Raw genomic sequence first — 22,134 nt, 5'->3', positions numbered from 1 at the left:
GACGTCGGCCTTCCGCCTTAGCGCTTGACGGAACCCTTAGGGACGAACAGGGTCTTGGCCTGTTCCAGGGACATTCCGTTGGTTTCGGGCACCTTGAACATCACGAAGAAGAACGAGGCCGCGGCGAAAAGTGCGTACATGGCGTACGTGACGGGCAGCGAGGCGGCAGCCATGACCGGGAAGCTCAGGGTGATGGCGAAGTTGGCGATCCACTGCGCAGCCGCTGCCAGGCCCAGGGCGCGGGCGCGGATGCGGGCGGGGAAGATTTCACCCAGCAGTACCCAGACCAGCGGGCCCCAGGACGCTCCGAAGCTGATGACGAAGACGTTCGCGGCCACCAGGGCCACCGGGCCCCACGCGCCGGGCAGCGAAATCTCGGACCCGGTACCTACGGCCGAGGAGAAGGCCAGCGCCATCACGCCAAGGGAAACGGCCATGCCAATGGAGCCCGTCAGCAGGATGGGGCGCCGGCCGATCCGGTCCACCAGGGCGATGGCCACAAGCGTCACCAGGATGTTGGTGACGGACGTGGCAACGGAGATGGCCAGCGAGTCGCTTTCCTGGAACCCCACGGCCTTCCACAGCGTGGTGGAGTAGTAGAAAATCACGTTGATGCCCACGAACTGCTGCAGCACGGACAGGATGATGCCGATCCACACCACGCCCTGCAGGCCCAGGGTCTTGCCGCGCAGCGAGCCTTCCTTGCCGGCCAGCTGGTCCATGTCGATCGCCTCGCGGATCTCCCGGATGTGCCTGTCCGTGTCCTCGGCGGGCGCAATCGAATCGAACACCTTCCGGGCCTGGTCCTCCTTGCCCTGGAAGACCAGGAAGCGCGGGGACTCGGGCAGGGTGAACGCAATCCAGCCGTAAGCGACGGCGGGAACGGCGCCTGCCAGGAACATCCAGCGCCAGGCCTCGATGCCCAGCCAGAACGGGTGGTCCGCGCCGCCGGCGCCGGTGGCGAACAGGGCGTCGGAGAGCAGGGCGGCGAAGATACCCGTGGTGATGGCCAGCTGCTGCAGCGAGGCCAGCCGTCCGCGGACCTGCCGCGGCGAGATCTCGGAGATATAGGCGGGCGCAATGACGGACGCCAGGCCGATGCCCAAGCCGCCCACCAGGCGCCAGAAAATCAGGTCCCACACGCCGAAGGCGAAGCCCGTGCCGATGGCGCTGACCAGGAAGAGCACGGCGCCGAGTTTCATGGCGGGGATGCGGCCGTATTTGTCAGCCACCTTGCCAGCCAGGTAGGCGCCGGCCGCGCAGCCAAGCAGGGCAACGGCCACGGCAAAGCCGGTGACGGCCTCGGACAGTGCGAACTCACCCTGGAGGGCGTCTACTGCGCCGTTGACCACCGAGGAATCAAAGCCGAACAGGAACCCGCCCACAGCGCCGGCCAGCGCCAGCCAGACCACCCGCTTTGGAATCGTGGTGGACTGTTGTCCTGCAGCGGTGGTCATGAGGCTCCTCGGGGTAAAAAATCAGGTCCGCGCCCCGAAGGGCGTCCCCAGTCTTACACCATCCGCTGCCGCCACTTTGTCAAAGGCTCCGGAATGAGACGAAGATCTACATGCCGTGGCTGCAGAGCCCTGCCGGGGTGCCTTGGCAGCCGTTCAGCGCTCCACCAGGATCCCGTCAGGATCGCACCAGACCATGGCGCCGGGCCGGATGCTGACGCCGTCCAGGTCCACCGGCACGTCCATCTCCCCGGCGCCCGCCTTGCTGCTTTTGCGCGGGTTGCTGCCCAGGGCCTTGACCCCCAGGTCCAGCGCGGAAATCGCCTCGCGGTCCCGGATGGCGCCATTAATGACGACGCCGGACCACCCGTTCGCCACGGCGCTCGCCGCAATCATGTCCCCCATCAGGGCAGTCCGCAGTGAGCCGCCGCCGTCAACCACCAGGACGGCACCGTTGCCCGGCGTTGCCAGGGTGGATTTCACCAGGCCGTTGTCCTCCAGGCAGCGGATGGTCCGGGCCGGGCCGCTGAAGTGCGTCCGCCCGCCAAGGTCCTGGAACTGCAGGGAAACGGAGTCCAGTTCATCGCCGCGTTCATCGTAAAGATCGGCGGTGTTGACGTGCTGGGGGAGCGGGGCGATATTTGGTTCAGCCATGGATACTCCAGTCGTTGAAATGGGTGGTGCTGTGATGCCCCACGATAGTCTGTTTGCACACCTGAAAACCGTCCTGGGGAGCCAGCAGTGAGCCTGTCCGATTCGCCTGCTTCGGCGCAAGACCCCGGAGCCGTTCCGGCCGCCGGCCATCCCGCGCTGGCCGAGCCCACCACCAAAGTGACGCCCCGCTGGATCATGGGGCTGGTCCTGGTCAACGTAGGTATCAACGCCGCGTTCTTTGGCCCCATCAACGTTTTTATTGGCCAGCAGGCCATCAGCATTGATCCGGGGAACAAGGAAGCCATCCTGTCCCTGGTCACCGGGTGCGGCGCTGCCGTGTCCCTGATGGCAAACCCGCTGTTCGGTGCCCTGTCTGACCGCACCGTTTCCGGCTTTGGCCGCCGGGCGCCGTGGGTCCTGGCCGGAGCCGTCCTTGCCACTGCTGCGCTGCTGGCGATGTCCGGCGCAACCATTGTGGCGCTGATGGTGCTGTTCTGGTGCCTGGTGCAGCTGGGCGCGAACGCCGCCTACGCATCCATCACCGCCGCCGTTCCGGACCGTGTTCCGGTACTGCAGCGCGGCGGGGTGGGCGGACTGGCTGCCATGGGGCAAACGGCGGGCATCCTGCTGGGAGCCGTGTTCGGCGCCGTCGTGAGCGGTAATTTCATGGTGGGTTACTGGCTCTGTGCCGGTGCGCTCCTGTTCTCCGTGCTGCCCTACCTGTTCCACCGCAACGATCCGCCGCTGCCTCGGGAGGCCCGCGAACCGTTCAACCTGCGCAGCTTCGCACGGGGCTTCTGGATCAGCCCGGTGCGCCACCCCGACTTCGCGTGGGCGTGGCTCACCCGCTTCCTGGTCAACGTGGGGAACCAGCTGACCATTGTGTACCTGCTGTTCTTCCTCCGGGACATCATCAAGCACGACGATCCTGCCCTTGGCGTCCTGATCCTCACCGGCATCTACGCGCTGATGGTTATGGTGACGGCGGTGCTGGCCGGGCCGTGGAGCGACCGCACCGGCAAGCGGAAGCCGTTTGTGATCGGCTCCTCCGCCACCATTGCCCTGGCTGCGCTGATCATGGCCTTCTTCCCGGTGTGGCCCGGGGCGCTGGTGGGTGCTGCCGTGCTGGGCATCGGGTTTGGCGCCTACCTGGCCGTTGACTTCGCTCTTCTCACCCAGGTGCTTCCGCAGGCCATCAGCCGTGGCAAGGACATGGGCGTGATCAACGTGGCCAACTCGCTGCCGCAGGTTTTTGCGCCGATGCTGGCGTTCGTTTCCCTCACCTATTTGGGCGGTTACGTCACGCTCTTTACGACGGCGGCCGTGATCGGACTGTTGGGCGCCGTGTTCGTTGTGAAGATCAAGTCTGTCGCCTAGACCACCTGGCAACGCCCGGTACACCTTGTGGCCCGCTGGCCGGTCACAAGCGGCTGAAGTCAGTAAAAACCCCGTAACAGGTCTAGACCACCTGCAATTAAAACAGGTTATATCGGTGATCTGGCTCACATAAACGCGGCAATGGGCCAATTTTGGTCAGGCCCCTGTTCGGAGGTTGTCTAGCATGGCAGCAACCGGCGGGGCTGCCTGCTCCGGCGGAAACTCACCATTCTGAGCCGCTAAGGCCAGCCGCTAGGAGACAAAGACGTGTCCATTCAGACCATTGACCAGCAGGATCAATCCGCCGCCGAAGCACTGACGGAACAGGAAATCTTCGAGTCCCACCTGGGTGGAAAGCTCTCCGTTACCAGCACCGTTCCGCTGACCAACAAGCGCGATCTCTCCATCGCCTACACGCCCGGCGTGGCAGAGGTCAGCCGCGCCATTGCCGCCAACCCTGAGCTGGCCAAAACCCACACCTGGGCCCAGCGCCTGGTGGTTGTGGTCAGTGACGGCACCGCCGTCCTGGGCCTGGGCAACATTGGCGCCAGCGCATCGCTGCCCGTCATGGAAGGCAAGTCCGCGCTGTTCAAGACCTTCGGCGAACTGGACTCCATCCCGCTGGTCATCAACACCACTGACGTGGACGAGATCATTGAAACCCTGGTCCGCCTGCGTCCCAGCTTCGGTGCCGTGAACCTCGAGGACATCTCTGCGCCGCGCTGCTTCGAGCTGGAGGAACGGCTCATCGAGGCCCTGGACTGCCCGGTGATGCACGATGACCAGCACGGTACCGCAGTCGTGGTTCTCGCGGCCCTGACCAACGCCGCCAAGGTGACCGGCCGCGACCTGGCCGGGCTCAAGGTGGTGGTTTCCGGTGCCGGTGCGGCGGGAATCGCCGTCGCCGAGATCCTGCTTGCCGCCGGTATCCCGGACGTTGTGCTGCTGGATTCCCGCGGCGTGATCAACGGCGCCCGCGAGGACCTGGCCGCTGACGCCTCCAGCAAGAAGGCGGACATCGCCGGGCGCAGCAACCCCCGCGGCATTGCCGGTGGCCCGGCCGAGGCACTGACCGGCGCGGACGTGTTCGTTGGCGTCTCCTCCTCCAAGCTGGCCGAGGAGCACCTGGCCCTGATGAACCAGGACGCCATTGTGTTCGCCCTGTCCAACCCGGATCCCGAAGTCCTGCCGGAGGTTGCCGCCCGGTACGCCGCCGTGGTGGCCACCGGCCGCAGCGACTTCCCGAACCAGATCAACAACGTCCTGGCCTTCCCCGGCATCTTCCGCGGAGCCCTCGACGCCGGCGCCCGCCGGATCACGCCGGCCATGAAGATTGCCGCCGCACGCGCCATCGCCGAACTGGCCGAAGCTGACCTGTCCGCCGACTACATCGTGCCCAGCCCGCTGGATCCGCGCGTCGCTCCTGCGGTGACGGCCGCCGTCGCCGCCGCAGTCACGGAGTAGGTCCCCGGGCCCGGCTGGCCGCCGTCTCGCCGTCTCGATGGTTCCCTGCACACACGATGACCCGGATCAGCGTGTGGGTACGGAACCATCGAAGCGGGCGGGCCCGGCCGGCCGCCCTAAACTGGGGGCATGACCCAGGAAACCGTTGTGACCATCCTTTGCGGCCTCGCCATCCTGGTGGGTGTTGCCGGGACGGTGGTGCCCGTGCTGCCCGGAAGCATCCTGATCGGCGCTGCCTTGCTGGCCTGGGCCATCTGGGGCGGCGCCGGCACGGTGGCGTGGGTGGTCTTTGCCATCGGCATCGTCTTTGTGGCCACCGGAATGGCGGCCAGCGCCGTGCTGACGGGCCGGAAGCTCAGGCAACACGCCATTCCGGGCCGCAGCGTGATGATCGGGGTGGCTGCCGGCATCGTGGGGATGTTCATCATTCCCGTGGTGGGCCTCTTTGTGGGCTTCGCGGCGGGTTTGCTGCTCAGTGAGTTCGCCCGGACCAGGAATTTCGGCACCGCCACCACCACCAGCTGGGCCGCCCTGAAGGCCACGGGCCTGGGCATCCTGGTGGAGTTCGGCCTGGCCTGCCTGGCCGCCAGCACCTGGGTGATCGGACTCTGGGTCGCCGCGGCGACGTAGCATGGAAGGATGACCGCGGGGGATTCTGCTACGCCAATCTATAGGGATGCCCGGGACCTCACACCGTTCGGACCGGCGCACGTCCGCACCCCTGTCCGGGAACTCGCGGACGGCGTGGGCGGGTTGATCCTGGGTGCTTTGGGTGGCCGGAGTGCGGCGCTGATCACCGTCCAGGGCCCGGTTCCGCGGCCCAAGCGCGCCGCCAGCCGGACCGCCCGCGCCGTACACGAGGCGATTTTCACCGCCACCGATCCGCAGCGCCTGGTCACCCTGGCCCGCGCGTATCCGGGCTGGGCCGGGCTTTGCTACGTGATGGCCGGGTTGCTGGCCTACCAGCAGGGGCGGTACCCCTATGCGGCCGGGCTGCTCCAGCGCGGACTGGCAACCAGGAACGACGACGAAGCGAACCAGTATGCCTACGCGTACCTTTCGCGGGTGGTCACCAAGGTGGAGGTGGCCGACCGGATCAATGTCCCTGTGCTCTTCAGCCAGGAGTCCGTGGTGTTGGCCCTGTCCCACGCGCTGCGGGAAACCGGCCAGCTTGAAGCCGCACTCCACGCCGTCAGCGGGCTGCCGCCGTCGTTGCCTTCAGCCCTGGCCCGCTGCGCCCTGGCCTTTGAGCTGGGCTGGGACAAGGAAGTGGTGATCTGGACCGAAGGCCTGCTGAACTCCGATGACCTGGCTGCCGCACTGCTGCTCCTCCGTGCCAGGTCGCTGAGGCGGCTGGGTGCCCGGGCCCAGGCGGACGTCGCCCTCCGGGAAGTCCTGCGCCGCCGGAAAACCGACCCCGTGCTGCGAAGCGACGCACTGACGGACCGGGCGCTCCTGCTGCTGGACAACGGCCGGAAGTCGCTCAATCCCCGCGACTGGCTTCGCAGCCGTCCGGAACCGGCCGAACCTTTTGAAATCATCCGCAAGGACGTGCACGAGCGCCGGCTCTGGGAGCAGGACTGGAAGAGGCTGGACGGCCAGTAGTCCGCGGAGTACAACGGAGTAATGGGTGATGCAATCCGTTTCTGGATGGAAAAGTACATCGCGGCGTGGAGCACCAACGATCCCGAAGACATCAAAGCCCTCTTTACGGAGGACGCCGTCTACTCCACGCGGCCGCACGATCCCGACGCATGGCGGGGGCGCGAGGAGATTGTGGACCGCTGGCTGACCGCCAGGGACGAACCCGAGGACTGGACCTTCGACTGGAAACTGCTGGGCTCCGACGGGGACCTCGCCTTTGTCCAGGGCTACACGGATTACCTGGGGGACCGGCCCAGCTACCACAACCTCTGGATCATCCGGCTGGCAGAGGATGGACGGGCCACCGAATTCACGGAGTGGTACATGGAAGACGGCGCCGAGCCGTAATTTCTCAGCGCAGAACCAGTGGCAGCAGCTGCTCCGAAAGCAGCACCACGCCCAGCGCCACCATAATGATGCCGCTGGCCAGCGTGACAATACGCGCCGCACCCGGCCGGCTCTGCAGGAGGGTCCTGGCCAGCAACGCGACGCCGGTGTACACGAGTCCGGCGAGGGCTACGAACGTCAGGCCCAGCAGCCCCGATTGCACCGGCACGGGGAATGCGGCGTCGGTGCTGACGAACTGTGGAACCAGGGCCACGTAGAAGAGCAGGCCCTTGGGGTTGATGCCGCTGGTTCCCATGCCCTGCAGGAACGTCCGGAGCTGGTTGTTGGTCCCGGCGCCCTGAACTCCGGCACCCTGAATAGAGGCCCCCTGACCCCCGGCAGCCGCCGTCGAGAAGCTTGCGCCGCGCCAGGAGCGGAGGGTTCCCACTCCCAGCCACAACAGGTACCCGGCGCCGGCAATGGTGAGCCAGCCCAGCACCCCGGGCATGCCTGCCAATAACGCGGCAAGGCCCAGGACCAGCAGTGCGGTGTGGAGGACGTAGCCGCTGCACAGGCCGGCGACGGCAGGAACAAAGCTCCGCTGCTTCAGCCCCGCGGTGATGGAGTAGGCCCAGTCGACGCCGGGGGTGCAGGCCAGCGCCGCGGCCACAACGATAAAGGCGAGAAACAGCTGCGAATTCACGGGGGTCTTCCTGTCCGGCGGGTACAGGAAAACCTTAGGGAAATTCAGGGCATAAGTGTTCGCCTTTTTAGCCGCGAAACAGTGGCTCAGGGTAAGATTCTTGCGTGATTGACGGCATTGACAGGGAAATTTTGCGCCACCTGAAAGAGGATGGTCGGATTACTGCCACCGCCCTGGCGGCGAAGGTGGGTTTGACCGTTGCGCCGTGCCACCGGCGGCTCCGCGACCTGGAGTCCTCCGGCGTGATCCGGGGGTACCGGGCGGACATCGATCCCGGCGCCGTGGGGCTGGGGTTCGAGGCGATCGTCTTCGTCACCCTGCGCCAGGGGGACAGGCCCACCATGGAGCTCTTCGAGGACCAGGTGGCCGGCAGTCCGCACATTGTGGAAGCCCAGCGGCTGTTCGGCTCGCCGGACTACCTGCTCAAGGTGATCGCCAAGGACCTCCCCGCCTACCAGCGGTTCTACGACTCGGAGCTGACGTCGCTGCCCGGCGTCGAACGGCTCACCTCAACACTGGTGATGAAGAACCTCAAGGCCAACGCCGGGCCACCTGTTTAGCGTGTGTTCAGCTACTGGAGCGGCGCCACGTTGACGATGATCACCTGGGTGTCCGCGCCGCCGTCGTACCGCAGGTCATAGTTGACCTCCAGCCCGATGTCCGTGCCCGGGGTCAGCGAGTAGGACGTTTCCTTGGCGGGATCGGCCTCGGTGGAGGCGATCCAGCGCTCGGCGTCGTCGGCGTCGATCCCGTACTGTTTCACGCCGTCGCGGATCAGCGCGAAGTAGTCCTCCGCGGACGTGGCGGTGAGGAAGTACGTGACAACGCTGAAGTCCTCGCGGGCTGCGGTGGTGTTGAAACGGATGCGGTCCGTTTCCGCCTGCAGCCGGCCGTCGGGGCCATCGATGGTGAGGCTGATGAGCCCGGTGTCCTGCGTGTTGATTTCAGGTCCGAAGCTTTCGCCGGTCAGTCCCACCTGGGACTTCACCAGCTTGCCGGATGTCATGTCCAGCTTCGCTTCGAGGTTCTGCCGGATGCTGTCCACGCCTGCGGCGTCCAGCGTGGAGTATTCGGAGGTGCTCATGGAACTCCCTTGGGATGTGGTTTCAGGACTGGTTTCGGGGCTGCCGCAGGCGGAGGTTCCCAGGAGGGCCGCCAGGGCAGCGATGACGACGGCGGTGCGGAGCCGGCTCACTGATGCACCTCCACGTCGAAGCCGTCCAGGAACCTGCCGGTGATGTTGCCGATGTTGTTCAGGGGCCGGTGCTCGTCCACGCGCTGGTTGAAGTCCTGGCCGATGATCTGCGCGGCCCGGTCCGGATCATTGGCCAGCAGCTTCTGGTACGCCGGCAGGGTGTCCTGGGAAATGAGGGCCCAGCGCTGGTCCGCGTCGGCGATGTTGCCGTCCGGGAAGCCGGTGGTGAAGTCGGTGCGGAACTGGGCGGGGTTGTCCCAGTTGGTCCACGGCAGTTTCTCCGGCCCGGGGGATTCCACGCTGTAGGTGTAGGGGAAGACCTCCGGGAAGCTCTTCGCTTCCGGAATGGACGGTTCGCCGGCCAGCGTGACCAGGTACGTGACAGCCTCGCCGCCCGGGTGGTTGCGCATGTTGGTGTAGTCGTCCGCGATGATCGAGTTCTGCTCCCGGTACAGCAGCGTGGTGTTGCCTTCCTTGATCAGGGCAGGGTCTCCCGAATCGATCTGCTCCCAGGCGCGGGCCGTTACGGAATCGATGGCACCGGATTGCTGCAGCCGGTTGATCTCCTCGATGCCGCCGTTCATGTAGGCCTGGTGCTGCCAGGCCTGGTCCAGGAAGATCTCCTTGTTCATGTCCAGCATGCTGGTTTCGTAGAACTTGATTTCTTCATCCGTCATGTTGGCCAGTTGCTCCAGCTGGTCCAGGACGGGCAGCGGGACGTTGGAGACGGGATTGTTGGTGATCTGCTGCGCCAGGTCCCGCAGGAGTGCCATGTCCCGGAAGCCGCCGGCGAAGGACGGGCCGATCATGTTGGCCATGCCGGCCCACTGCAGGTCCGGGTTGGCCAGGTAGGCCTTGCCGTAGAAGTCGTAGACGCTCTTGATGGTCTCCCAGTTGTGTTCGGTTCCCAGGGAGGTGTCCCAGGTGGAGGGGTCGATGCCCATCTCGCGCATGGCCTGCTGGTTCCAGTAGTCGCTGAGGAAGTCCGCGTATTCCTCTGACTTCTTGTTGATCAGCCCGGAATCGGCGGCTGCGTCCATGGCGGCCTTCGCGGCCTCCGGGTGCTCCAGCGCCCACTTCTTGAACTCGTCGCTGGCCAGGTACTCGGCGCGCTCCGCCGGCGTCATGGCCTCCAGCTTGTCAGTCAGCTCCTGCGCGGCCGGATCGGTGGAATGGGGGCCGCCGCCGGGACCATTCGCGTTCCCGGAGCCGGATCCGCCGTTGCTGTTGCTGGATTTGTCCTGCTCGTCAGCGTTCCGCAGCAGCGCCTTGGACGCGGCATTAAGTTGGGCAGAGGCTGACTTGAGCACCTTCAAATGGTGGCTGCTCCACGCGCTCCGGAAGCGTTCGGCGTCGTTCCCTTTCCAGGGGCTGGTGCTGACGGCGCTGCTGAGCTGCTGCCCCAGGTTGCCCAGTCGGGTGGCGCCGTTGGCCATGTCCTTGGCCAGCTGGCGCAGTTGGGCGACGTCCGCGCCGTAGAAATTTCCTGCCATGCTTCCCCCGATTCGAGTCTGCTCCCACCCTAGCCGGACGCTCACGACGGCGGCGATGGGGAGGGGTGCCCATCCGGCGGATTGCCGGGGCTACTGCTCGCCGAGCAGGCCGGTGGTCCGGTACGGAATCACTTCGCGCAGGAACATGCTGGTGGACGTGCGCACGATGCCCGGGCACAGCCGGATTTCCTCTGAGACGCGGTACAGATCGTCCGGGCTGGTGGCCACCACGCGGATCAGGAGGTCGGTATCGCCGGCGGGTGCGTGGCATTCGAGGACTTCCGGGATTTCGCGCAGCGCGGCAATCGCCTCGTTCAGGTGGCTCTGGTCCAGTTCGGCGCTCACCGCTGCGGCCACTCCCCGGCCCAGGGCGGCGGGCAGGGCGCGGCTGCTGTTGGGACGAAGCGCTCCCGACGCCGTCATCCGCTCCAGGCGCGACTGCACAGTTCCGCGCGCCAGGCCCAGCCGCTGGGCCAGGACCATGATGGGAAGCCGGGGGTCGTCGTCCAGCGCCAGGAGGATGCGGCGGTCGGTGGCGTCGAGGATCTGCAATGTGCCCACTTTCGTTCCATGGCGGCCCGGATGGTTGGTCAGATTGACCAGTTGGAGCCTTGCTTGTTGTGCCAACTGTAGGACTCCTGCTCAAATAGTGGCAACACGGACAACGGCGAACGCCGAATCCCGCACCGGCTACAGGAACCCCGGCACACCACCCGGCCCCTGGACCAGGCATCCCGCAAGGACGCTGCCACTGACTGAATCTTGTTCACACCAAATCTGTCAGCCCCTTTGTTCACCAGCGTGCCACTGCCCATACGGTGGGTGCTGGTACGGCCAGAGCCCCTGAGCCACGGAACACCGGTCCTTCCGGAACGCTCCTGTGTTCCATGGCTCACGGGCTCTTGTGCGTCCCGGCATAGGCTTGGGGTTATGACTTCCGCAGGCCGCTTCGCTCCCAGCCCATCGGGCGAGCTGCATGTGGGGAACCTGCGCACCGCCATGCTTGCCTGGCTATTTGCCCGTTCCACCGGCCGGAAGTTCCTGCTCCGCGTGGAGGACCTGGACAGGGCGCGGGCCGGCGCCGAAGAGGTGCAGCTGCGGGACCTGCAGGCTGTTGGCGTTACCTGGGACGGGGACGTGGTGCGCCAGACGGACAGGGAACCCCTGTATTCGGCCGCGATAGGCCGGCTTTCCGCGGCCGGCCTGGCCTATGAATGCTTCTGCACCCGCCGCGAAATCCAGGAAGCTCCTTCGGCGCCGCACGCACCCCAGGGGGCCTACCCGGGCACCTGCCGGAACCTGACCGACGTCGAACGCCAGGAACGCCGGGCCGTCCGGCCGGCAGCCATAAGGCTCCGCGCTGATGTCTCCGAACTGACCGTCACGGATGCGCTCCACGGTGACTTCACCGGCGTCGTGGATGATTTTGTGCTGCGCCGCAATGACGGCGTGGCCGCCTACAACCTCGCGGTGGTGGTGGACGACGCCGAACAGGGCATCGACCAGGTGGTCCGCGGCGACGACCTCCTGCCGTCCACGCCGCGGCAGGCTTACTTGGCCTCGTTGCTGGGGTATCCGGTGCCGGAGTATGCGCACGTTCCGCTGGTATTGAACGCCGACGGCGCCAGGCTGGCCAAGCGCGACGGCGCCGTCACGCTCGCTGACCTCTCCCGCGAGGGGCACTCCGCGGCTGATGTGGCCGCCTGGGTGCTGGCATCACTGGGGCTGCCGGGCACCCTGGATTCCGCGCTCGCAGCCTTTGATCCCGCGGAGCTGCCCCGGGAACCGTGGATCTGGCAGGGCATGCCTGGCCGGTAATGTTGGGGGCATGTCCCAGACCCCTCCCCGCTTTACCGTTGAAACTGCCCGCGTCCTGGCCGAAGTGGCCCACAACCGGCAGAAGGACAAGCTCAAGCGCCCGTACCGCGACCACGTGCTGGCCGTCGGGGAAGCCCTGGCCGATTTCGACGACGACATCCAGATCGCAGGGTACCTGCACGATATTGCCGAGGACACCCCCATCACGCGCCAGGCGTTGCTGGACATGGGGGTCTCCGAACGGGCCGTGGGGATCATTGAGCGGGTCACCCGGAGGATGTACGACAACCCTGACGACTACCAGGGCATCATCCGCGAGATCGCGCTGGACCACGATGCCACCCTGGTCAAGATCGCGGACAACGCCCACAATTCCGTGCCCGAACGCGTGCAGGCGCTCGCTGAAAAGTGGCCGGACAAGCCGCCGGTCACCCGCTACGCCGAAGCTCGCCCCGTCCTCTACGCAGCGGTGCCTGCCGAGGAGATCCGGTTGATCCTGGAACGGATCAACCCTGCCTTGCTGCCCGAACTCGAGGAACTCACCGACTGACCCGTCACTTGGCGTGCTGTTCCTCCAGGCGGGCCAGTGCCTTGGTGCGCCGGGGCCGGCCTGCGATTTCATCCACCACGATCATGATGGCCGGTCCGGCCACAATGACCAGGAGGCAGGCGGTCACCGGCACTCCTGCTGCTGCCAGGGCAATGGCAAGCGCGGATGAGCCCACCACCAGTGCCGTGAGGCCCAGGTTCAGCGGGTCGTAGCCGGCCATGGAGCCATAGAGCCAAGTAAGCGCGATCTTGAAGATCGTTACCGGGATGGCAACAGTGGCCACTGCCCCGGCAGCGCTGATGTGGGCCTCGTGGTCAATGTAGTAGGCCAGCACGTGCAGGCCAGCGCCGGCAGCGGCGATGGCGGCGAAAATGAACATGTGGCCGTAGCCGAAGATGAAGGACTTGTGCCTCCGGATGTGCAGGGCCTGCCCGTTGGGGAGCGTGAAGTAGACCCACCACAGGGCGAAGGCCAGCCCGGTGCCGCCCAGGCCAACCAAGGCAGCATCCATGCTCCACCCGTGCAGGGCCACGATGGCGCGCAGTGTTTCGATGGCGCCGATCAAGCATTCGCCGAGGGCGATGATGGCCATCAGGCCATAACGTTCCGCGATGTGGTGGGCGTGCCACGGGGTCCGCGTCTTGCGCTCGGCGATCCGCGGAGTGGCCATCTCCAGGATGAAGAGCGGGGAGATCATCAGGAACGTGGTGGGGACATCGGCGTCGATAAACAGCACCGCCACCCAGCCCAACTGGACGATCGCCAGGTAGCCCGCATACTGCAGCGCCACATGCCGCCGCGCAGGATCCTGCCGGGCCACACGCAGCCACTGGAAGATCAGGGCCACGCGCATCACCACATAGCCCAGGACAATCACGCGGTTCTCCACGTGGTCGCCCTCCACCAGGGAATGGAACATCGGCTCCAGGCCCATGGCCAGGATCAGGACGCCCACCATCTGCACCATGGTGACGACGCGGAAGATCCAGTCGTCAGTGTCATAGGCGCTGGCCAGCCAGGTGAAGTTGATCCAGGCCCAGATGACGGCGAACATCGAGAAGGAAAAGCCCAGCAACCCGGGGAGCACGTGTTCCTCGGCGATCGCGTGGGCGAACTGGCTTGATGCCACGCTGAAGGCAATAACAAAGGTCAGGTCGAAGAACAGCTCCAGCGGGGTGGCGGAGCGGTGCGGCTGGTGCGGATCGCGGCCGCCCATCCGGGGGAGAACGCGGCGGGCTTCGGATGGCATTCTTCATGCCCTTTCTGTCGGAGAGCTGCGTATGTACAGTACCCCGGCCGTGCCCGCCGTTGCGGGCGGATTCCCGCCGCTGGCTGGAATCGGCCCTGCGGCCCAGCCTTAGACGCGGCCCAGTGAGTCGATGTCCTCGAGGAAGCCGCTGTGGACCTCTTCGCTGACCGTGGTCCGGGTCTCGCCGATCGCCTCCAGGTAGTCCTGTGTGGTGGGTCCCTTCCGGTCCGCGGCGTCCGAATCACCGGCGCCGGTACCGTAAACAACGTTCTCCAGGGCACGCTGGGAGGCGCTCCGGGCCGCATACTCAATGTCCGCAGGGGAGAACCCGTGCGTCCGCTCCACCAGCAGCGCCACATCAACCTGGTCCAGCACGGCGGAGGGGATGAAACGCTGCCACATGGCCTCGCGCGCATCCGCGTCAGGCAGCCCGATGGGAATGACGTAATCGAAGCGGCCGTGGCGCAGGAAGGCGGAATCCAGGGCGCGGATGAAGTTGGTGGCGCAGACCAGCAGGCGGCCGGGCTGTTCGCGGAACGCCGGGATGATCTTGAGCAGCTCGTTGGTGACACCCTGCAGGGGTGACGGCGGCTCTCCGGAACGCTGGGACGCGATCTCCTCCACCTCGTCGATGAACACCACCGCATGTTCCAGCTCGGAAATCTCCAGGAACGTCTCCCGCAGGGCCCCGGCCAGGCCTTTGGGATCGGACGCCAGGCGTGAGGGGAAGACCTCCACGAAGGGCCATTCCAGGCGGGAGGCGATGGCCTTGGCGAACGTTGTTTTTCCCGTGCCTGGCGGGCCGAACAGCACCACGGCGCGCGGCGGCACCACACCGTATTCGTCCGCCAGGTCCGCCTGCGCCAGCGGCAGCACCAGCCGGCGTTCCAGCAGCTCCTTCTCCTTGCGCATGCCGGCCACGTTTTCCCAGAGGTCCCGGGCCAGGACGCGGCCGCCCAGCTGCCCCAGCGCGCCCAGTTCCTGGCGCTGCACGGGGATGGTGCGTTCGAAATACCGGAGGTTCTTCTTCAGTGCAAAGCCGCGGCCCAGGAACGCCTCCACACGGGTTTCGGCTTCCGGCATCAGCGCGGAGAGCTTGTTCAGGCCGTGCGGGGCCATCCGGTTTTCGACGGCGGCCAGCAGCGAGGTGCCGATCCCGTTGCCACGGTTCTCCGGCAGGGTAGCCAGGAAGACGATCCAGCCCTGGTCGTGGGCAGCGCGTCCCACGGCCGCGCCCACAATTTTGTCGCCCTGGACTGCCACGACGGCGTGGTCCTTTTCGCAGGAAGCCAGCACCTCGGAGAGGGCATAGACCGGCTCCACGTTGGAGGCCTTGAGCGTTTCCCAGAGGTGCAGGATGCCGTCCAGGTCAGCTGAGTGAAAGTCCCTGATCCGCCAGGTGGTCATGTGGTGTCTCCCGTATGGTCCGTCGTCGTTGAGCTGGGCCGCGCGGTGACGCGCTCTGCTGAGCATAGGCGATGGGTGCGGAGCGGCGGCGCTGGAAAACGTTGCGTTACGCCTTCCATCCGGGAACTCACGACGGCGGCACCCCGGGTTCCGTGCGAAGCGAACCCGGGGTGCCGCCGTCGGCCATTAACGCCCGTTCAGACCTTGAACGGAACGGGATGAACTTCGTCAGGCGGGTGGCCCGCGCGCTCGTGGATACGCCTGACGGCGTCTGCCGAGGGTGCCTCAGACAGGCAGTAGACGACGCCCGCGTCCGGGTCAGCCCACGCTGTTTTGAAGACCACGCCTTCCTCGCTTTGGATGGCGAGATCGGCGTCGTGGGCGGCCTGTAAGTCTTCTTTGGTGAGCCCTGACATGTTGCGGTGGACATCCATGAATTCCGGCATTTGCTGCTGGCTCCTTAGGTTGTTCGACAGTGAAACCGAGGACCATGCAGACGCTAGACCAGGACCAATCCGCCGTCAAGAGGAAGTTTTTCCGGCGCTGGACGGGGTGGGGGAACCGCCCGGACCCGGTTGCAGGACCCCCGTCAGGCGGTGCGCCTCCCGCATCAGGCACTTGCCCAGGAACTCCCGGCGGTCCTCCCGGAACCTGCTTTCGATCCCCGTAAGGGACAGCGCCCAGGCCGGGCGGCCGTTGCGGTCAAACACCGCCGATCCCATGCCCCAGCTGCCCTCCAGGACCAGCCCGGGGTTGACCGAGTAGCCGGTGCGCCGGGTGGCGGCAAGGTTCTGGCGGACCACCGGTTCGGGGTGTCCGTCCGTGAAAGTACCGGCATGGGCCGGCCAGTTCTGCAGGATCCGCTCCTGCTCATGGTCCGGCAGGAAGGCCAGGATGGCGGTGCCGGCTGAGGCAACCCCCAGCGGAAACCGGACGCCTTCGTGGAGGACGAAGGACCGTACCGGGAAGCTGCCTTCCTCACGCAGCAGGCATACCGTTTCGGCGCCGCGGCGGATGGAGAAGAACGCGCTCTCGCCCGTTTCCTCGGCCAGCCGGCGCAGGCTGGGCCGGACCAGGTCCTCCAGCGGGAACCGGGCCGAGGCCACCGAGCCCAACAACAGCATCTCCGGGCCAAGACCCCACCGTCCGGTGCGCTGATCGTGCTCCAGGAGCCCCTCGCTGGCCAGCGAGGTGAGCAGCCGGTGGACGGTAGGGCGGGTCAGCCCGGACTCGCGCACCAGATCAACCAGGGAGCTGCCCTCTGCGCTGCGGCCCACGATCCGCAGCAGCCGGGCGATCCTGCCAACCACCTGGGCGCCCTGCACGCCGCCCGACGCCGCAGCCGGGGTCATGCCGGCAGGGCCAATTCGGCTATGTCCCGCGGGGTGGTCCGGCAGCAGCCGCCCAGCAGCTGGGCACCGATGGCGCGCCAGGCAGGGGCGCCCTGCTGAAGCGTTGCCGGAGCGGTTGACGCGTCACCGGCTGCCGCGGCCGGCCCCCAGGTCTTGGTTCCGGCGTCGTAGGTTTCGCCTGAATTCGGGTAGGTCAGCAACGGCAAGGTTGCCGTGCTCCGGAGCTCGCGCAGTGCGGGGGAGACCAGCTCCAGCGGCACGCAGTTCACGCCGACCGCCACCACCCGGGGCTCGGTTTCACACAGGGCAGCCACCTGCGCCAGGGGAGTGCCGTCGCTGATGTGGCTGCCGTCCCGGAGGGTGAAGGAGAACCAGGCCTCGACGTCGAACTCCGCCAGGAGCTCCAGCAGCGCCTCCGCTTCGGGCAACGAGGGCAGGGTCTCGCAGGCCAGGAAATCCACCCCGGCCTCCACCAGGGCGGCGATCCGCGGCCTGTGGAACGCGAGGAACTCGGACTTCTCCAGGCGGTAGTCACCCCGGTATTCGGAGCCGTCTGCCAGGTAGGCGCCGTAGGGCCCCACCGATCCGGCGACCAGGAGCGGACCGGAGCCAGGGTTCGCCGCCAAGTGTTCGCTCCGGGCCTGGTCCGCCAGGCGCACGCTGAGGGCCACCAGTTCCAGCGCTTCCGCTGCGGTGAGGCCACGGCGGGCGAAGCCCTGGGGAGTGGCCTGGTAGCTGGCGGTGATCGCCACCTGGGCACCCGCCCGGAAGTAGTCCAGGTGCACCCGCTGGATGAGTTCCGGCTGTTCCATCAGCACTTTGGCGGACCACAGCGGATCGTCCAGGTTGCTGCCCAGGGCTTCCAGCTCCGTGGCCATGGCGCCGTCAAGGGTCAGGTGTTCTCCGGAGCGGAGAAGGCGGGAGAGCGTGGTGTTCTGGGGCATGCTCCATTATGGCCGGGTCCGGGCCTTCGGTGCGTCACGCTATCCACAATGTGGACTAACTTCCGGAGAGGGTCCACGTTATAAAACAGCCCGCATGATCCGTTGACCGGCGCAATGCGGCGACCGTACGCTCCAACAAAGGCCGGGAACAGTCCACAAAGTGGAAACCCGGGCACGTACGGCTCAATGAGGAGAATGCAATGTCCAAATTTCTGCCCGGCGCCTCGGAGGCACTCAGGGACGTCCTGCACGACGGCACCACACTCGCCGTCGGCGGTTTCGGCTTGAGCGGCATCCCGGCGGACCTGATCGAGGCAGTCAGGGATTCCGGTGTCCGGGACCTCACTGTGGTCTCCAACAACATGGGTGTGGACGGCAAGGGCCTGGGCATCCTCATTGAGGCTGGGCAGGTGCGCAAGGTGATCGCGTCCTATGTCGGTGAGAACAGGCTCTTCGCGGAGCAGTACCTGGCCGGCGTCCTGGAGGTCGAATTCACGCCGCAGGGCACGCTCGCGGAACGGCTGCGCGCCGGCGGTGCGGGCATCCCGGCGTTCTACACCAAAACCGGGGTGGGCACCCTGGTTGCCGAGGGCAAGCCCCTGGAAGTGTTCGACGGCGAAACGTACGTTCAGGAGCGCGCCATCAGGGCCGACGTCGCACTCGTGCACGCACACACGGCGGACACCGACGGGAACCTCATCTACCGCTACACGGCACGGAACTTCAACCCCGTGGTGGCCACCGCGGGCGCCGTGACCGTGGCGCAGGCGGAGGTCATAGTGGAGCCGGGCCAGCTGGACCCGAACCACATCGTCACGCCGGGCGTCTACATCCAGCGCCTGGTGCAGGCCAGCGCCCGGACCAAGGACATCGAGCAGCGCACCGTCCGGCCGCGCCCGGTCAGCGTCCCTGCCTGAAACTTCCCCCACCACCGAAGGAGAAACCCCATGGCCTGGACCAGGGATGAAATGGCTGCCATCGCGGCCGAAGAACTGAACGACGGCGACTACGTGAACCTGGGGATCGGCATCCCCACACTGGTGGCCAACAACCTGCCTGAAGGCGTCCGCGTGGTGCTGCAGAGCGAGAACGGGCTGCTTGGCATGGGACCGTTCCCGTACGACGGCGATGAAGATGCCGACCTGATCAACGCCGGAAAGCAGACAGTTACCCTACTCCCCGGTGGCAGCATCTTCGATTCCGCAACGTCCTTCGGGATGATCCGCGGGGGGCACGTGAAGGTGGCCATCCTCGGTGCCATGCAGGTGGCCGGCAACGGGGACCTGGCCAACTGGACCATCCCCGGCAAGATGGTCAAGGGCATGGGCGGCGCCATGGACCTGGTGGCCGGAACACCCCGCGTGGTGGTGCTGACCGAACATAACGCCAAGGACGGCAGCCCCAAGATCGTCAGGGAATGCAGCCTGCCGCTGACCGGGCTGGGGGTTGTGGACCGGATTGTCACGGACCTGGCGGTGTTTGATGTGGTGAGTGCCGCCGTCGGGCTGACCCTGACCCGGCTGGCCCCCGGCGTGACCGTGGAGGAGGTCCGGGGCAGGACGGAGGCGGAGTTCAGCACCGCCCTTTAAACCCAACTAGGTAGCAGTTGTTGCCCTTTAGAACGCGGGGACGTCAAGGGGTCGATGCAACACGTGCGGCTTATGCCGCGGTTTGTTCGAGTAGTTTAGCCATTCGGTTCGCTGGTGTGTCCAGGTCCAATGTGGGCCTGGGCCGCTGGTTGAGCATTTGGGCTATGTTGGCGAGGTCCTCGGCCGTATGGGTGCTTAGGTCTGTGCCTTTGGGGAACCAGTGACGAAGCAGCCTGTTGGTGTTTTCGTTCGTTCCGCGCTGCCATGGTGAATGCGGATCACACAGGTAAACCGGGGCATTGAGTTCCATCCGGATCCTGTCGAACTGGGCTATTTCCGTTCCACGGTCCCAGGTAATTGACCGGCGCAGGTGCTCGGGAAGAGCCCCCATTTCCCGTAGCATCGCCGCAGTAACGGACTCGGCAGTGTGATCGATGGGTAAATGCAGCAAGATCACGAACCGTGTGTTCCGTTCGACCAGGGTTCCTATCGCCGAGCCGGAGTCCTTGCCGATAATCAGGTCACCTTCCCAGTGGCCGGGTACTGCCCGGTCCGCGGCCTCGGCGGGGCGTTCACTGATCGTGAGTGCATCGCTGAAACGCTGCCGCTTCCCTCCGTCCCTGACTGATTCCCGGGACTTCCGGGCCTTGCGTTTGAGGCTGAGCATCGCAGTAAGGTCCTTGCGGAGCTGGCCCCGGGACTGGACATACAGGCACTGATAGATCGTCTCGTGGCTGATTTGCATGCTTCTATCATCAGGGTGCTCCTGCCGCAGCGTCTTGGCGATCAGCCAAGGACTCCACCCCTTCTTGAGCTTGGACTCGATCTCCTGTGCCAAGTCAGAGCAACGATCTTGAACGCCTTTGGCCGGCGGGCCTTGTGCAGGGCATTCTGCTGAGCCAACCGGGCCCGATACACACCATCCGGGCCGGTATTACGGCGCAGTTCCCGGCAGACCACCGAACGGTGCCGTCCCAACCCGGAAGCAATCTTCGTCTGAGAATCACCGGCCTTGATTCCTGCCTGAATCGAGATCCGCTCGTCCAAATTCAGCGGATGCCCAGGACCAGAGGGTCCCTCGCTACCCACAAGGACATCAATGCCACCCACACGGCCCCGGCTAAGGTTCATGCCCCCAGCCTGCCGCCACCACCTCGGGCCGGCCTCTCGTGACACTCCCACCACCAGACAAGCCGCAGACATCGACATCCCCGAAGCCACTAACTCAATCAAACGCTCCCGAACCACGCGCGGCACACAACGACCATCGACCACAACAACACCCCCTTCAGTAAGGTGTTGCAACGACCGATGGACTCCGCCCGCTCTAAACGGCAACAACTGCTACCCAGATGGGAAAGGCGGGGGTGTTACTTGAAGGCCTCCGCCGGAGGGTTCGCCACCACAGGAGCCAGGCCGGTGAAGCCCTCGCGCATGGCCGCGATTTCACGGATCCGGTTGCGGCAGGCGTACCAGCCGAACACCATCAGCACGCATGCGATGGCCGTGACCAGCATGGTGAGCGGGGAATCGATGAAGACCATCACCAGCACGCCCGCCAGGAACAGCAGCGAGAGGTAGCCGGTGTACGGTGCGCCGAACATCCGGAAGGACGGCCGCTTCAGGAAGCCCTTGTCCGCCCAGCGCTTGAGCTGGATCTGGCAGAGGACGATCGTTGCCCAGGTCATGATGATGCCCACCGAGGCCACGTTGAGCACGATCTCGAAGGCTTGCGCGGGAACCAGGTAGTTCAGCGGAACACCCAGCAGCGAGACGCCGGCGGTGATGGCGATGCCGCCGTAGGGCACGCCGGCCTTGTTCATCCGCGAGGCGAACCTCGGGGCCGAACCGTTGACGGACATGGAGCGCAGGATCCGGCCGGTGGAGTACAGGCCGGCGTTCAGGGAGGACAGCGCGGCGGTGAGGACCACCAGGTTCATGATGACGTCCACGCCCTGGATGCCGATGGATCCGAAGAACGTCACGAACGGGCTGACACCCTTCTCGTAGGACGTGTACGGCAGGAGCAGTGCCAGCAGGATGACGGAGCCAACGTAGAACACGGCGATGCGGAAGACCACGGAGTTGATGGCCTTGGGCATGATCTTTTCCGGGTTCTCCGTCTCGCCGGCGGCGGTGCCCACCAGTTCAATGGAGGCGTAGGCGAACAGCACACCCTGCATCAGGATGATCATGGGCAGCAGGCCGTTGGGGAAGATGCCGCCGTTGTCCGCGAGGAGGCTGAAGCCCACCTGCTGGCCGTCCACCGGGGTGCCGAAGATGACGAAGTAGGTTCCGACGACGAGGAAGACCACCAGCGCGGCAACCTTGATCAGGGCGAACCAGAATTCCATTTCGCCGAAGACCTTCACGGAGACCAGGTTCAGCGCCAGGACAACCAACAGGGCGATCAGGGCCCACGCCCACTGCGGTACGGCAGCCATCCAGGGGATGTAGTTGCCGAAGAAGTTCATGTAGAGCGCGGCCGCGGTGATGTCCACGATGGTGGTGGTGGCCCAGTTGATCCAGTAGAACCAGCCGGAGACAAAGGCGGCCTTCTCGCCGAAGAACTCACGGGCGTAGGAGACGAAGGAGCCCGACGACGGGCGGTGCAGTACCAGCTCGCCCAGCGCGCGCAGGATCAGGAACGCGAAGAAACCGCAGACGGCGTATGCAATAACCAGCGACGGGCCTGCGGCGTTGAGCCGGCCGCCGGCGCCCAGGAACAGGCCGGTGCCGATGGCGCCGCCAATGGCGATCATCTGGATCTGTCGGGGCTTGAGGTTCTTGTGGTAGCCCTTGTCCTCCGCGTGCAGCGCCGATTCGGTCGCGTGCGCCTGGGGCGGGACGGTGTGGTCCGTAATGGGTTGTGACATAAGGGGGTGTCCTTTAGAAGTCGTTGGTTGGGCCTGTC

22 protein-coding genes and 1 pseudogene are annotated in these 22,134 nt (G+C 65.9%); 10 read left to right on the top strand and 13 right to left on the bottom strand.

What is annotated here, in order from left to right:
• Positions 1 to 17 precede the first annotated feature (17 nt).
• Complete coding sequence (locus ACPJW8_RS17260) at positions 18 to 1,457, bottom strand: sugar porter family MFS transporter (RefSeq protein ID WP_330189110.1); 1,440 nt, start codon at positions 1,455 to 1,457, stop codon at positions 18 to 20.
• Positions 1,458 to 1,610: 153 nt separating this feature from the next.
• On the bottom strand, positions 1,611 to 2,108 hold the full coding sequence (gene rraA, locus ACPJW8_RS17255; protein WP_330189111.1) for a ribonuclease E activity regulator RraA: 498 nt from the start codon (positions 2,106 to 2,108) through the stop codon (positions 1,611 to 1,613).
• 87 nt (positions 2,109 to 2,195) lie between these two features.
• Here rraA and ACPJW8_RS17250 point away from each other — a divergent pair, with 87 nt between their 5' ends.
• The 5 genes from ACPJW8_RS17250 to ACPJW8_RS17230 all read left to right on the top strand — a co-directional run bounded on the left by ACPJW8_RS17250 (position 2,196) and on the right by ACPJW8_RS17230 (position 6,941).
• Positions 2,196 to 3,485, top strand: coding sequence for an MFS transporter (locus tag ACPJW8_RS17250; protein WP_425256371.1), 1,290 nt, complete (start codon positions 2,196 to 2,198; stop codon positions 3,483 to 3,485).
• A 267-nt stretch (positions 3,486 to 3,752) separates the two neighbouring features.
• Positions 3,753 to 4,949, top strand: coding sequence for an NAD(P)-dependent malic enzyme (locus ACPJW8_RS17245; protein WP_330189112.1), 1,197 nt, complete (start codon positions 3,753 to 3,755; stop codon positions 4,947 to 4,949).
• A 129-nt stretch (positions 4,950 to 5,078) separates the two neighbouring features.
• A complete protein-coding gene (locus tag ACPJW8_RS17240) occupies positions 5,079 to 5,579 on the top strand; it encodes a DUF456 domain-containing protein (protein ID WP_330189113.1) in 501 nt (166 codons plus the stop codon).
• A gap of 9 nt (positions 5,580 to 5,588) precedes the next feature.
• A complete protein-coding gene (locus tag ACPJW8_RS17235) occupies positions 5,589 to 6,554 on the top strand; it encodes a hypothetical protein (RefSeq protein ID WP_330189114.1) in 966 nt (321 codons plus the stop codon).
• A gap of 21 nt (positions 6,555 to 6,575) precedes the next feature.
• Positions 6,576 to 6,941, top strand: a complete 366-nt coding sequence (locus ACPJW8_RS17230; RefSeq protein ID WP_330189115.1) for a nuclear transport factor 2 family protein — start codon at positions 6,576 to 6,578, stop codon at positions 6,939 to 6,941.
• Positions 6,942 to 6,945: 4 nt separating this feature from the next.
• On the opposite strand, the gene ACPJW8_RS17225 is transcribed toward ACPJW8_RS17230, so the two are convergent.
• Positions 6,946 to 7,623, bottom strand: a complete 678-nt coding sequence (locus ACPJW8_RS17225; RefSeq protein ID WP_330189116.1) for a LysE family translocator — start codon at positions 7,621 to 7,623, stop codon at positions 6,946 to 6,948.
• A 104-nt stretch (positions 7,624 to 7,727) separates the two neighbouring features.
• On the opposite strand from ACPJW8_RS17225, the gene ACPJW8_RS17220 reads away from it, so the two are divergent.
• Complete coding sequence (locus ACPJW8_RS17220; RefSeq protein ID WP_330189117.1) at positions 7,728 to 8,183, top strand: Lrp/AsnC family transcriptional regulator; 456 nt, start codon at positions 7,728 to 7,730, stop codon at positions 8,181 to 8,183.
• Between the two features lie 11 nt (positions 8,184 to 8,194).
• Here the strand turns inward: ACPJW8_RS17220 and ACPJW8_RS17215 are convergent, their stop codons facing one another.
• From ACPJW8_RS17215 to ACPJW8_RS17205, 3 genes are all read right to left on the bottom strand, one after another.
• Positions 8,195 to 8,818, bottom strand: coding sequence for a hypothetical protein (locus ACPJW8_RS17215; protein WP_330189118.1), 624 nt, complete (start codon positions 8,816 to 8,818; stop codon positions 8,195 to 8,197).
• Complete coding sequence (locus ACPJW8_RS17210; protein WP_330189119.1) at positions 8,815 to 10,311, bottom strand: WXG100 family type VII secretion target; 1,497 nt, start codon at positions 10,309 to 10,311, stop codon at positions 8,815 to 8,817. The genes ACPJW8_RS17215 and ACPJW8_RS17210 overlap by 4 nt, the downstream gene beginning before the upstream one ends.
• A 90-nt stretch (positions 10,312 to 10,401) precedes the next feature.
• Entirely contained in the window at positions 10,402 to 10,863 is a 462-nt protein-coding gene (locus ACPJW8_RS17205; RefSeq protein WP_330189156.1) for an Lrp/AsnC family transcriptional regulator, read from the bottom strand.
• A 378-nt stretch (positions 10,864 to 11,241) separates the two neighbouring features.
• On the opposite strand from ACPJW8_RS17205, the gene gluQRS reads away from it, so the two are divergent.
• Together gluQRS and ACPJW8_RS17195 are read left to right on the top strand one after the other, a co-directional pair.
• The gene (gluQRS, locus tag ACPJW8_RS17200) at positions 11,242 to 12,129 is read left to right on the top strand and encodes a tRNA glutamyl-Q(34) synthetase GluQRS (protein WP_330189120.1); all 888 of its coding nucleotides are present in this window, start codon (positions 11,242 to 11,244) and stop codon (positions 12,127 to 12,129) included.
• Between the two features lie 10 nt (positions 12,130 to 12,139).
• Positions 12,140 to 12,679 carry a phosphohydrolase gene (locus ACPJW8_RS17195; RefSeq protein WP_330189121.1) on the top strand — a complete coding sequence of 180 codons (540 nt, stop codon included), beginning with the start codon at positions 12,140 to 12,142 and terminating at the stop codon, positions 12,677 to 12,679.
• Positions 12,680 to 12,683: 4 nt separating this feature from the next.
• Here the strand turns inward: ACPJW8_RS17195 and ACPJW8_RS17190 are convergent, their stop codons facing one another.
• The 5 genes from ACPJW8_RS17190 to mmuM form a co-directional block, all read right to left on the bottom strand.
• Complete coding sequence (locus tag ACPJW8_RS17190) at positions 12,684 to 13,928, bottom strand: low temperature requirement protein A (protein WP_330189122.1); 1,245 nt, start codon at positions 13,926 to 13,928, stop codon at positions 12,684 to 12,686.
• Between the two features lie 108 nt (positions 13,929 to 14,036).
• Positions 14,037 to 15,335 carry an ATP-binding protein gene (locus ACPJW8_RS17185; protein WP_330189123.1) on the bottom strand — a complete coding sequence of 433 codons (1,299 nt, stop codon included), beginning with the start codon at positions 15,333 to 15,335 and terminating at the stop codon, positions 14,037 to 14,039.
• A gap of 197 nt (positions 15,336 to 15,532) precedes the next feature.
• Entirely contained in the window at positions 15,533 to 15,781 is a 249-nt protein-coding gene (locus ACPJW8_RS17180) for an SCO4226 family nickel-binding protein (protein ID WP_330189124.1), read from the bottom strand.
• 75 nt (positions 15,782 to 15,856) lie between these two features.
• Complete coding sequence (locus ACPJW8_RS17175; protein WP_330189125.1) at positions 15,857 to 16,687, bottom strand: IclR family transcriptional regulator; 831 nt, start codon at positions 16,685 to 16,687, stop codon at positions 15,857 to 15,859.
• Entirely contained in the window at positions 16,684 to 17,631 is a 948-nt protein-coding gene (gene mmuM, locus ACPJW8_RS17170; protein WP_330189126.1) for a homocysteine S-methyltransferase, read from the bottom strand. Before mmuM ends, ACPJW8_RS17175 begins: the two co-directional genes overlap by 4 nt.
• 200 nt (positions 17,632 to 17,831) lie before the next feature.
• On the opposite strand from mmuM, the gene ACPJW8_RS17165 reads away from it, so the two are divergent.
• Both ACPJW8_RS17165 and ACPJW8_RS17160 read left to right on the top strand, forming a co-directional pair.
• Positions 17,832 to 18,548 (top strand): CoA transferase subunit A, encoded by a 717-nt coding sequence (locus ACPJW8_RS17165; protein ID WP_330189127.1) that lies wholly within the window; start codon positions 17,832 to 17,834, stop codon positions 18,546 to 18,548.
• A 30-nt stretch (positions 18,549 to 18,578) separates the two neighbouring features.
• Positions 18,579 to 19,220 (top strand): CoA transferase subunit B, encoded by a 642-nt coding sequence (locus tag ACPJW8_RS17160; RefSeq protein ID WP_330189128.1) that lies wholly within the window; start codon positions 18,579 to 18,581, stop codon positions 19,218 to 19,220.
• Positions 19,221 to 19,290: 70 nt separating this feature from the next.
• Here ACPJW8_RS17160 and ACPJW8_RS17155 read toward each other — a convergent pair.
• Both ACPJW8_RS17155 and ACPJW8_RS17150 read right to left on the bottom strand, forming a co-directional pair.
• Positions 19,291 to 20,429: pseudogene (locus ACPJW8_RS17155) on the bottom strand (IS30 family transposase).
• 161 nt (positions 20,430 to 20,590) lie between these two features.
• The gene (locus tag ACPJW8_RS17150; RefSeq protein WP_330189129.1) at positions 20,591 to 22,096 is read right to left on the bottom strand and encodes an amino acid permease; all 1,506 of its coding nucleotides are present in this window, start codon (positions 22,094 to 22,096) and stop codon (positions 20,591 to 20,593) included.
• Positions 22,097 to 22,134: the final 38 nt, after the last annotated feature.

Source organism: Pseudarthrobacter sp. J47 (assembly GCF_049810315.1).
Lineage (GTDB): Bacteria > Actinomycetota > Actinomycetes > Actinomycetales > Micrococcaceae > Arthrobacter.
Note: the sequence above shows the minus strand (reverse complement) of the source record. Positions and strands in the feature narration are given on the sequence as shown.

Excerpts from the sequence above, each read along its gene's own strand:
- ACPJW8_RS17190 (WP_330189122.1), bottom strand. The coding sequence starts at position 13,928 with ATGCCATCCGAAGCCCGCCGCGTTCTCCCCCGGATGGGCGGCCGCGAT.
- gluQRS (WP_330189120.1), top strand. The coding sequence starts at position 11,242 with ATGACTTCCGCAGGCCGCTTCGCTCCCAGCCCATCGGGCGAGCTGCAT.
- ACPJW8_RS17260 (WP_330189110.1), bottom strand. The coding sequence starts at position 1,457 with ATGACCACCGCTGCAGGACAACAGTCCACCACGATTCCAAAGCGGGTG.
- ACPJW8_RS17240 (WP_330189113.1), top strand. The coding sequence starts at position 5,079 with ATGACCCAGGAAACCGTTGTGACCATCCTTTGCGGCCTCGCCATCCTG.
- ACPJW8_RS17160 (WP_330189128.1), top strand. The coding sequence starts at position 18,579 with ATGGCCTGGACCAGGGATGAAATGGCTGCCATCGCGGCCGAAGAACTG.
- ACPJW8_RS17185 (WP_330189123.1), bottom strand. The coding sequence starts at position 15,335 with ATGACCACCTGGCGGATCAGGGACTTTCACTCAGCTGACCTGGACGGC.
- ACPJW8_RS17165 (WP_330189127.1), top strand. The coding sequence starts at position 17,832 with ATGTCCAAATTTCTGCCCGGCGCCTCGGAGGCACTCAGGGACGTCCTG.
- rraA (WP_330189111.1), bottom strand. The coding sequence starts at position 2,108 with ATGGCTGAACCAAATATCGCCCCGCTCCCCCAGCACGTCAACACCGCC.
- ACPJW8_RS17230 (WP_330189115.1), top strand. The coding sequence starts at position 6,576 with ATGGGTGATGCAATCCGTTTCTGGATGGAAAAGTACATCGCGGCGTGG.
- ACPJW8_RS17195 (WP_330189121.1), top strand. The coding sequence starts at position 12,140 with ATGTCCCAGACCCCTCCCCGCTTTACCGTTGAAACTGCCCGCGTCCTG.
- ACPJW8_RS17210 (WP_330189119.1), bottom strand. The coding sequence starts at position 10,311 with ATGGCAGGAAATTTCTACGGCGCGGACGTCGCCCAACTGCGCCAGCTG.
- ACPJW8_RS17180 (WP_330189124.1), bottom strand. The coding sequence starts at position 15,781 with ATGCCGGAATTCATGGATGTCCACCGCAACATGTCAGGGCTCACCAAA.
- ACPJW8_RS17150 (WP_330189129.1), bottom strand. The coding sequence starts at position 22,096 with ATGTCACAACCCATTACGGACCACACCGTCCCGCCCCAGGCGCACGCG.
- ACPJW8_RS17175 (WP_330189125.1), bottom strand. The coding sequence starts at position 16,687 with ATGACCCCGGCTGCGGCGTCGGGCGGCGTGCAGGGCGCCCAGGTGGTT.
- ACPJW8_RS17235 (WP_330189114.1), top strand. The coding sequence starts at position 5,589 with ATGACCGCGGGGGATTCTGCTACGCCAATCTATAGGGATGCCCGGGAC.
- mmuM (WP_330189126.1), bottom strand. The coding sequence starts at position 17,631 with ATGCCCCAGAACACCACGCTCTCCCGCCTTCTCCGCTCCGGAGAACAC.